Origin of the sequence: Pseudoalteromonas shioyasakiensis (assembly GCA_013391845.1) — a bacterium.
GTDB classification, from domain to species: domain Bacteria; phylum Pseudomonadota; class Gammaproteobacteria; order Enterobacterales; family Alteromonadaceae; genus Pseudoalteromonas; species Pseudoalteromonas apostichopi.
The window spans coordinates 2,072,942-2,084,243 of sequence record CP058414.1 but is presented as its reverse complement, the minus strand read 5'-3'; the positions used below and the strand labels follow the sequence as shown (position 1 = coordinate 2,084,243).

The window sequence follows — 11,302 nt, the reverse complement described above, 5'->3', positions numbered from 1 at the left end:
GGCACAGTATGCAGAGCGCGTATGACATTTAGGGTCAAAATTTTTGACACAATAATTAAAAAATTAATGCATTTAGATGGCAGATTTAAGACTTAACTGATCAATAAATAAGAAAGTATTAGAAAAGTGCCCAATTAAACTAACAGGACGCTTTTTGGTTGGATAATGTTATTAGGTGTTTTAAATCAATTCAGCCAGCATTTCTTCACTGTATGGTGTTAATTGCTCACCATTTTTAACTTTGCTGATGTAATCCGGATTCGCAATAAATGGACGACCAATCGCAATTAAGTCAAATTGGTTGTTATCGATAGCTTGATTAGCTGACTCAAAGGTATAGCTCCCTACACCGACTAAAGTACCTTTGTATGCACCGCGCATATATTCAGACGTTGTTTTATTGTCTAAGCTTTCAAAGCGCATGCTGTCATCAAAAATTCCAGCATGTAAGTAAGCAAGTTTACGTGTTTCCAGCGCTGATAATAAATAATCAAATACAGCTTTATCACCTTCGCTTTCAGTCATATTAAAATACGCACCAGGCGATAAGCGTAATGCTGTTTTATCTGCACCAATTGCTGCAATCACTGCATCGACGATCTCTAGGGCAAAACGTGACATATTTTCTGGTGTTTGACCATATTGGTCTTCACGTTGGTTTGCAGCAAAATGTAAGAATTGATCAATCAAGTAACCATTTGCGCCATGTATTTCTACGCCGTCAAAACCCGCTTCAATGGCGTTTTCGGCCGCTTTTGCGTAATCAGCAATTAAACCTTGGATGTCTTCAATAGTGGCAGCTTTTGGTGTAACGTAAGTCAGCTCACGCATTCTTGGTACCGACCCTTCAACGCCGATTGCAGATGGTGCCAGTACATCACCTCCAAAGAAATGTGGGTGAGCCACTCGCCCTACATGCCAAAGTTGAGCAAACATTTTGCCACCTTTAGCGTGCACAGCATCCGTGACCTTTTTCCAACCTTGAATTTGCTCACTGGTAAATAGGCCCGGTGTGTTTGGGTAACCTTGGGCATCTGGGCGAATAATAGTTGCTTCACTAATAATTAAACCGGCATCGGCACGGCGCGCATAGTAATCAGCCATCGCTTGGGTTGGCACTAGGTTATCGTCACTCATACAGCGAGTAAGCGGTGCCATTAGTACGCGGTTTTGTAATTCGATACTGTCATTTAACTTAAACGAAGAAAGTAAATCGGTTTTCATGGTTCTATCCTTATCTTGAACATACATTCAAGATAAGGGCGATATAAACTAACTTCAAGGTTTATTTTGAATAATCGTTCAAGATTACGTAAACTTCAATTGTAAATAATAGGAGCATTAATGAGAACTGCTGAATTTGATACTGAATTTGTACTTCGCCAAGCTATGCATGCGTTCATGCAATTTGGCTATGCAAAGACCAGTATGCAAAAATTAAAGGAAGTGACTCATCTTCATCCAGGCTCTATATATGCCGCTTATGGCAATAAAAAAGGTTTGTTTTTGGCTGCCACCGAGCAGTATCAAAAAGATAGAAACCAACAATTTACGGCACTTTTTAATGATCAACAGTCAGTGTTATCAACCCTCAAACATTACCTGACTGTGATTGTTGATGAATGTATTGAAGGTGAAGTTGCCAAGGTGTGCTTACTTACAAAGAGTATTTCTGAGGTTGAAGGCAACGACCCACAAATTTGCAATGTGCTACGTGGTAATTTAAACGCATACGAGCATGCCCTCGCACAGCAAATTCAAAAGGCCCTTGATAATAACGAATTTGCAAGTAGCAAGTCAGCTCAGCAACTGGCACGCTTTTTAGTCATGGGCATATACGGTATTCGTACCTATGCGCTGACAAATCAAGACCCAAAATCTCTGCAACAACTTGCTGACGATCTATTTGCTGCATTAGTAAATTAATTTAGCTAATAACTTTACTTGTCATATTAATTTATCACCTTATGATTAAGGTGTAGCTGTGTATAACTAAAAGAGTGAGCCTGTCATGAATAATGCAACTGCCAAACGTGTTGAAACTGAATTTGATGCTGTACTCGCCTTAGGCGCTAAGAAACGACTCGCTTATATGTTTGAAACGGTTCAAGAGTTTAAACAAGTGTGGATCCTCAATGATGAGCATGGCTGTGTGATGCTCTCTAATGAAGACGATGACTGCGTGCCTGTATGGCCTAGTCGCGAATTCGCGCAAAGCTGGGCAACCGGTGAGTGGCAAGACTGTACGCCAAAAGCCATTCCAGTCAAAGACTGGTTAAGTCGCTGGACTTCGGGACTCGAACAAGATGATTTATTGATTGCTGTGTTTCCGACAGAGCAAGATGACGGCACGATTTTATTCCCCGATGAATTTGACTCACAACTAAGAATGCCAAAAAGACGTTTTTAAACTAAGAGAGCCATGTGCTCTCTTTTTTTATGCTGTTTGGTGCTGTCGTATAGCCGAAATATCTTTTATGGGGGGTTTACCAAAAAAGCGCGTGTACTCACGACTAAATTGAGATGGACTTTCATAGCCTACTTTTAGTGCTGCAGAACCAACATCAATTCGTTCATTCAACATTAATTGCCTTGCCGCTTGCAACCGCAAGTTTTTTACGTATTGCAACGGGCTCATCTTTACCACATCACGAAAGTGCAACCTAAATGTCGAAGGACTCATGTGTGCATCACGAGCCAAATCATCTATTGAAAATTGACTAGTAAAGTTTTCTTTTAACCAGCACAATGTTTTCGCAATTTTCTGATGCGCAGAGCCAGACATCACAATCTGCCTTAAATACGGACTATGAGGACTATTTAACAATCGCAATACAATTTCTTTTTTAATAAGTGGCGCAAGATTAGCTTTTAATTGAGGTTCATTGTCTAGATTGAGAAGCCGATGAAGTGCATCAAGCAAGCCATTATCTGTGTCAACCACAGACATTGCTTGGTGTTTAGGGAACTTGTCTTGCCCTGTAAATTCCATTTCAGCAACGATGTGGCTGATTTCATGAACATCTAAGCGTAAATAAAGGCCATAAAACGGCTGCTCTTTACTGGCACGAGTAATATGCGACGCAACAGGCACATCGACTGATGTTACCAATGATTGGCCGTCAGTGTAATCATAACTATGCTCACCTAGCACAACTCGTTTTGCACCTTGCAAACTAATACCAAGTCCTAATTCATACACGCAGGCCATCGGTAATGAAACTTCGCTTCGTCTGAACACTAATAACTCTGGAATAGATGTTTCAAAACTACCATCTTCTATCGCTATCGCTTTCACTGTTTCAATTAATGCCTGACGCATTTAGATTACCTCTTAAATATACTCAATTAAGTGTATCACCGTAAATTAAGGTTAGGACCATTTAAGGTAACAGTTCGTTGTTTTAGGCAAAAATTAAATCATTTATGGCAAGCAGAAACCGCCGTGATCAACCATAATGTATTTTCAAATTTTCGATTGCATGCTCTTTGCAATCAGCTTCTACTGCAAAACCTCAATATATTCAATACCTAAAATCAAAAGAGAAATTATGAACTTAAACAACACGGATTTATTTGTGTTTGTCGCGATCGCTGCTTTGGTCACCGTTCATGACAAGCCTTTGTTAAAACGAGCATGTCAGCACGCACTTAATGATGGCGTATCAATGCAAGTGTTATGTGATATTTTACCGCATATTAGTGTGTATTCTGGGGTGCCAAAATCGTTAATGGCACTAGAGGTTTTAAAATCAGTTGATGATATTCAAGGTTCAAATGCATTGGTAATCAAACGCACAGAGCAACAACTAAAAACAGCGCTCACATTTGGCCAGCTTCCGTTTGGTTTAGACCAGCAAAACAACAGGGTATGTGAGCTTGCCTCTTTAGGCGCATTATTTGCGTTAGAGGATGCCAGCAGCTTAGTTAGCGAGCAACTTAAACGCTGCATATTACTAGGCTATAGCCGTGCGCAACTTGAATTATTAGTGATAGAGCTTGCCAGAAAGGTCAGCAGCAATATAGCCATGCGGGCCAAGTGTAATCTCGAAAAGCACTTTGCTATGGTGGGGTAAATTTAAGAAATGGCGGTGACGGAGAGATTCGAACTCTCGACTGTCATCCACCTAAATAAAAACCTTTAAATTCAATACCATAATGCTACACTACCTCAGCTTTTTGTACCAGCCTTTTGTATCAACCAAAGTTAAGCAGTTTAGGTATTTAACATTTTCATGTTAGGATTCAGAAAGTTACAAACTAATTATAAAACAAAGGATTGATCGAGATGACCTCAAACAGCCAATCACTAATAACTAGCTGCAAATATAAAGAGTGGCTTGATAAATACACTTTCGAAAACTGTAAGCTCAATAGAGGTGAATACGGTGAGTTCCTAGCTAGTTATATTACTGGGGAACATGACGGCTTTGTTCTAAACCTTAACGGAGCATGGGGAACGGGTAAGACCCAATTTCTAAAACGATTTTATTCAGAGTTATGCTCGAAAGGCCATCCCACTATTTATATTGACGCTTGGGAGAGTGATTTCTCAGAAATACCTTTGTCTGTGGTAGCAAGTGAATTGATAAACCAATTATCTAAGATAAATGAAGATATTGGTAATGAGTTCGATAAAGTCCAACATTTTCTGGGTAAAGCTTTAAAAGGAACTGTAGTTGCTGGTGCTGGGCTACTTACAAAACACCTTCTTGGTGAAGCTAGTGTAGGTACTGAAGTAACAAAAGCTTTATTTGAAAAGGAAGATCAAGACTACTTAAAAGCCGTAATGGACAATCATGTCGAGCAAATCGATGCAATCAAAGACATACGTGATCAATTAGCTCAATTAGGGGAAGTACTGAAACAAAACTTTAGTTACGAGTTACCTGTTATCGTTTTAATCGATGAACTTGACAGGTGCAGACCTAGCTATGCAATCGAGATGCTTGAAGTTATCAAGCACTTCTTCACTACTAAGAACTTTGTTTTTGTAGTAGCAACTGACAGTGAACAATTACAACACTCAATTAAAGCAATTTATGGCTCAGATTTCGATTCAACAATATACCTCAAAAGGTTTTTCGATAGAGAAGCTAGTCTAGACAAACCAAATCTAGCAATGTACTTAGGAATGCAAGATCTAAAATCTGCATATGATTGTGAAGGGGTTCATCTCTATCCTATAGTTGTTAATCACTTATCTGATAATGGCTTAAACGACTACATATGTTGGATTGCACAAATTTACGACTTGAGTCTGAGAGATTTAGATCAACTCGTTGCAAAGCTAAAGGCGTGTCTTAGGTACGCCTCTAGTGAGTTCCAACAAACAAATGGTATACAATATATAAATATCTTTACCTTACTGTTGGTTTTAGCTGAGATGGACACCAAAAAATATGTTTTCGGTCACAACGATGGAACTTATCCTGAAATAGTAACAAACATGCAAAATATGCAAATAGGTAACCCCAGTTATGCTGATAACCCAACCAAATTTAATAATTTCGCTTCATTAATGGTTCATTGCTCAAAAATGCATGATATTACTTTAAATAATAGTCATGTCCGAGAGCATAGAACCACCGTTATAGGAGCACACAACCATTTCACAAACAGAGCAACTAGCGCAGGAACCATGTCCGAGGTTGCGTTTTATGAAATCGCTAATATTTACAGAAAACATAGAGAAGAAGCCAAACGTTCATCAACTAGTAGATTTTGGCTTTGGAGTGATTACATAAAAATTTCCAAACTTGCTGGCAGGCTGGACTAGTCTGGATTCAAACCGCATGATGCGGAAATTGGACACCTTGGAGAAGCCCCTGAAGAGTCTGTCCAAAATCAGCCAATGGCCGAAAATGGGCAACCTGAAGAAGCTCAAGGTGTTCAATAACGGCAAGATGCCAAAAATGAACACCCTGAAGGTTAAGTTAGGATCACGAACAAAATAGACGAAAAGTAAAACACATATTGTGTAAACGCAGTGACCCGATGCAATCGCTAAGGTAACCTATTACCTCCACCCCTCCCCCCTAGGGGGGCTACCCTTCGATAATGCACCATTAGTGGAAACTTCCAAAGGGGGGGATTAAAAGCATTCAGTAGTAAACAGACGTTCTATTTCTTTATCCGTATACCCCTTGCCCTCTTCTACTTCAGTTTTCCTTAGGGATGTACTTACTTTTACACCAAATACAGGGTTTTTAGATATAAGCTCTAAATCTACTGCATATGAGAAAACTGTAGATAGCTGACGCAATGAGTTTTTAACAGTTGAAGCGGAAATAGTATCTAGAGACTCTGTTTTAACAAGGTTAATTTGGTCTTCTATTGGCTTACTACGAATACTTTTATTTTTCGATTTAGGTAATTGTAATAAGGTATCACGGAAGGCCATTACATCACTACGAGAGATATCTGCAATGTTCTTGTCACCAATAATTTCTATAAAGCGATCAACCTTAAGGGTTGTTTCATTAAGTGTCTTCACGCGGCTCAGAGAGCCTTTGTGTTTGATCTTTTCTGACTTGAAAAACTCTTTTGATACTGTTGAAAGACTATCTTTACTTACATTAGTGATTTTACTATAGACGGGTGTCCTTGGTGATATTTCAAAAGACAGTGGTTCTTTAGCTACCTTAATCTCAACTGGTTCATATCCATAATCATTTTTATATCGAGCTCTACACAACTGCTCAAGCTTTATCAAGTAAGGGTAGAATGCAACAGCTAACTGCCTGTAACTAGCGCTAGGAAATGGTAAAACAATATCTTCACGTTTCAATTGGGTATCAATTTCATCTTTTAAATCTTCAGCTAGCTCATTCAGTTGCTGCTCTGAAGCTGAGTCGAGATCTTTGCCTGAAATTGATAAAGTGTCAGAAAGCCCAAAATCTGTTTCATATCTAACTACTTCTGTCGTTATCTTTCCTTTAGCATTAATTGTATCTTTTAAACCATTATTAAAAGTTTTAACTAAGTGATAATTGTGTCCCTTTGAATTATCAGCTTTAACCTTTGAATATTCGTACCAACGTTCTGCAATGATCACACAATCTTTGTAATTAAGCGCAACATTAGCCTCACCAGTGAGTTTTAACTTGGCTAATTCAATCTTATGCAATGCTTGTTGATAATGCTCACTGTGTAAACGTTTTGCTTCGCTTAAGTTAGTCGTACCTAAAGATGCCTTGAATTCACGTTTACCTATAGTTGAACGGAGGTCTTTAGGAACTCCCATTCTAAAATAATAAATACCCGATTTTGGGTGTCTTTGTGGAGAAGCCGTAATTCCCATTTGTACTAACCTTTTGTACCAGTTTGAAGATGTAGTGATTTCCCTGCAGGCCAATAAACATGGGCATCACAGGATAAAAGGCTTTGAGGTAGGATGGCGGTGACGGAGAGATTCGAACTCTCGATACGTTGCCGTATACACACTTTCCAGGCGTGCTCCTTCAGCCACTCGGACACGTCACCTAAGGCGCTTATAGTTTAGCGCGGCGTTATAGTATGAAAACAACCCTATAGACGCAAGGGCTTTTTAAAATACGGTGGTTAAGTGATTAGTAATCAAACAAAAAAGGCAAGGTATAGACCTTGCCTTTTGTATATATAGACGATTCGCTCTCAACGTTGAAGCGTTGCTGAGAAATCTAACATACGGTTAAGCGACTTTAATGCGCCTTCGCGTAAATCCATATCTACAAATACTTCTTTACCCTCAGGGTCTGTCAGTGCTTCTTCAATCGCTTTTAAGCCGTTCATTGCCATCCACGGGCAATGTGCGCAGCTTTTACAGGTTGCGCCTTCACCGGCTGTTGGTGCTTCAAAGAACTCTTTCTCTGGGCATAACTGCTGCATTTTGTAGAAAATGCCTCGGTCAGTCGCTACGATGAACTTTTTATTGTCCATAGTTTGCGCAGCTTTAATAAGTTGGCTTGTTGAACCAACCGCATCAGCTAAGGCTACAATCTCCGCAGGAGACTCTGGGTGAACCAATACAGCCGCATCTGGGTGTAAGGCTTTCATATCCTTAAGTGCTTTGGTTTTAAACTCGTCATGAACGATACAGGCGCCATTCCACATGATCATGTCTGCACCTGTGTTCTTTTGAATGTAAGAACCTAAGTGTTTATCTGGACCCCAAATGATTTTTTCGCCTTGCTCATCAAGGTGCTCAACGATTTCTAGAGCACATGAAGAAGTAACAATCCAATCTGCACGGGCTTTCACAGCTGTTGATGTATTTGCATACACTACTACCTTGCGATCAGGGTGCTGATCACAAAACGCTGAGAATTCTTCAATTGGGCAACCTACGTCTAATGAACAAGTTGCAGCAAGCGTTGGCATAACAACTGTTTTATTTGGCGTTAGGATTTTTGCTGTTTCGCCCATAAAGCGAACACCGGCTACCACAATTACATCTGCGTCGTGCTTAGCGCCAAAACGCGCCATTTCTAGCGAGTCAGCAACACAACCGCCTGTTTCTTCAGCTAGTGCTTGAATTTCAGGATCAGTGTAATAATGGGCAACAAGAACCGCGTTCTTGTCTTTTAATAATTGTTTGATACGTGCCTTATACTCTGCTTGCTCGTCTTTTGATAACGGTGCAGGCTTTGGAGGGAAGATATAATCTTCAGGCATAATTTGTTCAGCTAGACTCATTTCTCGACCACTTAGTCCACAGTGCATTCATGGCGCGAATTATACGAGAATCTTAAGCTAAAGAACAGTATTGCTGTGTGCTGTTAAGATAAATAAAGGATAACTTAGAAAGAAAAGATAAATCAGGAATGGTGGGTCATGATGGACTTGAACCATCGACCAATGGATTAAAAGTCCACTGCTCTACCAACTGAGCTAATGACCCGCTCTGGATATTAAGATGCGTAAATCCGCCGATATGAGACCATTCAAAAAGAATGGTGGGTCATGATGGACTTGAACCATCGACCAATGGATTAAAAGTCCACTGCTCTACCAACTGAGCTAATGACCCGCTCTGGATATTAAGGTGCGTAGATCCGCCGATATAGAACCATTCGAAGAATGGTGGGTCATGATGGACTTGAACCATCGACCAATGGATTAAAAGTCCACTGCTCTACCAACTGAGCTAATGACCCGCTCTGTTGCTTATAAAAAGCTGCGTAAATCCGCCGATATAAGACCATTCAAAAAGAATGGTGGGTCATGATGGACTTGAACCATCGACCAATGGATTAAAAGTCCACTGCTCTACCAACTGAGCTAATGACCCGCTCTGATGCTTATAAAAGCTGCGTAAATCCGCCGATATGAGACCATTCAAAAAGAATGGTGGGTCATGATGGACTTGAACCATCGACCAATGGATTAAAAGTCCACTGCTCTACCAACTGAGCTAATGACCCGCTCTGACGCTTATAAAAAGCTGCGTAAATCCGCCGATATAAAGCCATTCAAAGAATGGTGGGTCATGATGGACTTGAACCATCGACCAATGGATTAAAAGTCCACTGCTCTACCAACTGAGCTAATGACCCGCTCTGATGCTTATAAAAGCTACGTAAATCCGCCGATAGAAAACCATTCAAAGAATGGTGGGTCATGATGGACTTGAACCATCGACCAATGGATTAAAAGTCCACTGCTCTACCAACTGAGCTAATGACCCGCTCTAATGCTTTTAAAAGCTATACGTAAATCCGTCGATTAAAGATTACCATTCTGAAAGAATGGTGGGTCATGATGGACTTGAACCATCGACCAATGGATTAAAAGTCCACTGCTCTACCAACTGAGCTAATGACCCGCTCTTTTTTCCGCATTTCGGCTGTTGTTACCAATCGCCTGCTGCGGGCGCTTATAATACTTATTTAAATGCTGAGTGCAACAGAAAATATCTCTTTTTTTAAGTTTTTATGTCTAGTTGCCTAATTTTAGACCGCTTATGTCAAAAAGCAGTCTAATCAGGTCAAAACTACATTTGCGACAGACGTTCTGTGGCTAATTTTGCAGCGGTGGTACTTGGGTACTGATTAATTAAATCATTAAAGGTTTTAAGGGCTTGTTCGCCTAAACCTTGCTCCGCTAATAAGTTTCCTAACTTTAACATCGCATCTGGGCGTTTATTAGAATTAGGGTATTCATTCACAACTACTTTGAAATGCTCAGTCGCACCTGCTTGATCGTTTTGAATTGTTAATAGCTGACCTAACCAATAATGTGCATTAGATGCATATACTGAATTAGGGTAAGTAGTTAAGAATGTTTGAAACTCCGGAATTGCTTGCTCATAACGTTTATCTTTCATTATTAACGCCACTGCACGCTCATAGGCTTCATTTTCAGATAAATCTGAACTAATTGCCTGTGATGCACCTACATCCGTATAAGAGTTAGTAGGTTGAGTTTGTGCGGCAGCGGGCTGGCTATAAGCTTGGCTGACTCGGTTTTCAATCTCTTGATAAAGCTCACGCTGACGCTGAAGTACTTTTTCAAGCTTGTAACTTTGCTCTTCAGTAATACCACGAACTTGGCTCACTTCGTCTTGTAAGATATTGAGCTGTTGCTGAAGCTCAGCTTGCAATAAATTACGTGACTTCATCATGTTTTCTAATGCGATTAAACGCTTTTCAATGCTCGATTGCGAGCTTGCAGCTTCTGAAACAGGAGCGGGAGCAGCCCATAACTGGGTGCTCCCGCTTAAGATCATTGCTGCCAAAATAATTTTCGGCTTCATAATGACTCTTTATTAGTAAACTAATACTGCGCGACGATTCTTCGCGAACGCTTCTTCAGTGCGAGACTTAACCATTGGCTTCTCTTCACCATAGCTCACTACTGACATTTGGCTAGCAGAAACACCTAAGCTTTGTAGGTATTTTTCTACTGCTTGACCACGATGCTCACCAAGTGCGATGTTGTACTCAGGCGTCCCGCGCTCATCAGCGTGACCTTCGATTAGTACTTTAACTGATGGGTTTTGTACTAAGAATTCTGCGTGTGCTTGTAAAAGCTCCGCGTATTTGCTTTGGATTTTTGCGTTATCAAAACCAAAGTAGATGATTTGCTCTTGACGTAACGCTTCGTACTTTTCACGAAGTGCTTCTTCAGCTTGTTGCTCTGGAGTAAGCGTTGCAACTTCAACAGTATCAGTGTTTGATTGCTCAACCATACCTTGGTTAGATTGGTTTGCAGCACCCTCATCAACACCTGAAGAAGAGCTACACGCCGCTAATGTCATCACTGGCACAGCAATAAGCAGGCCTTTTAAAGTTTTATTAAGTTGCATTGAATTGATTCCTAT

The 11,302-nt window shown here is 40.3% G+C and carries 10 protein-coding genes and 9 tRNA genes; 4 read left to right on the top strand and 15 right to left on the bottom strand.

All coding sequences use genetic code 11. The annotated features are described in order from the left end of the window. Positions 1–180: 180 nt before the first annotated feature. Entirely contained in the window at positions 181–1,224 is a 1,044-nt protein-coding gene (locus HYD28_09560) for an alkene reductase (protein QLE09171.1), read from the bottom strand. Between the two features lie 120 nt (positions 1,225–1,344). On the opposite strand from HYD28_09560, the gene HYD28_09555 reads away from it, so the two are divergent. Next, the gene (locus HYD28_09555; protein QLE09170.1) at positions 1,345–1,926 is read left to right on the top strand and encodes a TetR/AcrR family transcriptional regulator; all 582 of its coding nucleotides are present in this window, start codon (positions 1,345–1,347) and stop codon (positions 1,924–1,926) included. Positions 1,927–2,011: 85 nt separating this feature from the next. Continuing rightward, positions 2,012–2,410 (top strand): DUF2750 domain-containing protein, encoded by a 399-nt coding sequence (locus tag HYD28_09550; GenBank protein ID QLE09169.1) that lies wholly within the window; start codon positions 2,012–2,014, stop codon positions 2,408–2,410. 27 nt (positions 2,411–2,437) lie between these two features. Here HYD28_09550 and HYD28_09545 read toward each other — a convergent pair whose 3' ends face one another. Next, positions 2,438–3,322 carry an AraC family transcriptional regulator gene (locus HYD28_09545; protein QLE09168.1) on the bottom strand — a complete coding sequence of 295 codons (885 nt, stop codon included), beginning with the start codon at positions 3,320–3,322 and terminating at the stop codon, positions 2,438–2,440. A gap of 229 nt (positions 3,323–3,551) precedes the next feature. Between HYD28_09545 and HYD28_09540 the strand changes: the two genes are divergently transcribed. Together HYD28_09540 and HYD28_09535 are read left to right on the top strand one after the other, a co-directional pair. Continuing rightward, positions 3,552–4,076 carry a hypothetical protein gene (locus HYD28_09540; GenBank protein QLE09167.1) on the top strand — a complete coding sequence of 175 codons (525 nt, stop codon included), beginning with the start codon at positions 3,552–3,554 and terminating at the stop codon, positions 4,074–4,076. A gap of 212 nt (positions 4,077–4,288) precedes the next feature. Beyond that, positions 4,289–5,779, top strand: a complete 1,491-nt coding sequence (locus HYD28_09535) for an NTPase KAP (protein ID QLE09166.1) — start codon at positions 4,289–4,291, stop codon at positions 5,777–5,779. Positions 5,780–6,094: 315 nt separating this feature from the next. Here the strand turns inward: HYD28_09535 and HYD28_09530 are convergent, their stop codons facing one another. From HYD28_09530 to pal, 13 genes are all read right to left on the bottom strand, one after another. Next, positions 6,095–7,303 carry an integrase gene (locus HYD28_09530; protein QLE09165.1) on the bottom strand — a complete coding sequence of 403 codons (1,209 nt, stop codon included), beginning with the start codon at positions 7,301–7,303 and terminating at the stop codon, positions 6,095–6,097. Positions 7,304–7,397: 94 nt separating this feature from the next. Further along, positions 7,398–7,485: transfer RNA gene (locus HYD28_09525), tRNA-Ser, on the bottom strand. Between the two features lie 150 nt (positions 7,486–7,635). After that, a complete protein-coding gene (gene nadA, locus HYD28_09520) occupies positions 7,636–8,676 on the bottom strand; it encodes a quinolinate synthase NadA (GenBank protein QLE09164.1) in 1,041 nt (346 codons plus the stop codon). A 129-nt stretch (positions 8,677–8,805) separates the two neighbouring features. Further along, a tRNA-Lys gene (locus HYD28_09515) sits at positions 8,806–8,881 on the bottom strand. Between the two features lie 53 nt (positions 8,882–8,934). Beyond that, positions 8,935–9,010, bottom strand: a tRNA-Lys gene (locus HYD28_09510). Between the two features lie 51 nt (positions 9,011–9,061). After that, positions 9,062–9,137 (bottom strand) — tRNA-Lys (locus tag HYD28_09505). Between the two features lie 58 nt (positions 9,138–9,195). Then, positions 9,196–9,271, bottom strand: a tRNA-Lys gene (locus HYD28_09500). 57 nt (positions 9,272–9,328) lie between these two features. Next, positions 9,329–9,404 (bottom strand) — tRNA-Lys (locus HYD28_09495). 56 nt (positions 9,405–9,460) lie between these two features. Next, positions 9,461–9,536: transfer RNA gene (locus tag HYD28_09490), tRNA-Lys, on the bottom strand. A gap of 55 nt (positions 9,537–9,591) precedes the next feature. Further along, positions 9,592–9,667 (bottom strand) — tRNA-Lys (locus tag HYD28_09485). A 62-nt stretch (positions 9,668–9,729) separates the two neighbouring features. Continuing rightward, positions 9,730–9,805: transfer RNA gene (locus HYD28_09480), tRNA-Lys, on the bottom strand. Positions 9,806–9,973: 168 nt separating this feature from the next. Beyond that, a complete protein-coding gene (ybgF, locus tag HYD28_09475) occupies positions 9,974–10,735 on the bottom strand; it encodes a tol-pal system protein YbgF (GenBank protein QLE09163.1) in 762 nt (253 codons plus the stop codon). Between the two features lie 12 nt (positions 10,736–10,747). Continuing rightward, a complete protein-coding gene (gene pal / locus HYD28_09470) occupies positions 10,748–11,287 on the bottom strand; it encodes a peptidoglycan-associated lipoprotein Pal (protein QLE09162.1) in 540 nt (179 codons plus the stop codon). Between the last annotated feature and the right edge of the window lie 15 nt (positions 11,288–11,302).

Bases quoted from the DNA above. Each gene is read 5' to 3' on its own strand.
- HYD28_09560 (QLE09171.1), bottom strand. From the start codon at position 1,224: ATGAAAACCGATTTACTTTCTTCGTTTAAGTTAAATGACAGTATCGAA.
- HYD28_09540 (QLE09167.1), top strand. From the start codon at position 3,552: ATGAACTTAAACAACACGGATTTATTTGTGTTTGTCGCGATCGCTGCT.
- HYD28_09535 (QLE09166.1), top strand. From the start codon at position 4,289: ATGACCTCAAACAGCCAATCACTAATAACTAGCTGCAAATATAAAGAG.
- nadA (QLE09164.1), bottom strand. From the start codon at position 8,676: ATGAGTCTAGCTGAACAAATTATGCCTGAAGATTATATCTTCCCTCCA.
- ybgF (QLE09163.1), bottom strand. From the start codon at position 10,735: ATGAAGCCGAAAATTATTTTGGCAGCAATGATCTTAAGCGGGAGCACC.
- HYD28_09550 (QLE09169.1), top strand. From the start codon at position 2,012: ATGAATAATGCAACTGCCAAACGTGTTGAAACTGAATTTGATGCTGTA.
- pal (QLE09162.1), bottom strand. From the start codon at position 11,287: ATGCAACTTAATAAAACTTTAAAAGGCCTGCTTATTGCTGTGCCAGTG.
- HYD28_09555 (QLE09170.1), top strand. From the start codon at position 1,345: ATGAGAACTGCTGAATTTGATACTGAATTTGTACTTCGCCAAGCTATG.
- HYD28_09530 (QLE09165.1), bottom strand. From the start codon at position 7,303: ATGGGAATTACGGCTTCTCCACAAAGACACCCAAAATCGGGTATTTAT.
- HYD28_09545 (QLE09168.1), bottom strand. From the start codon at position 3,322: ATGCGTCAGGCATTAATTGAAACAGTGAAAGCGATAGCGATAGAAGAT.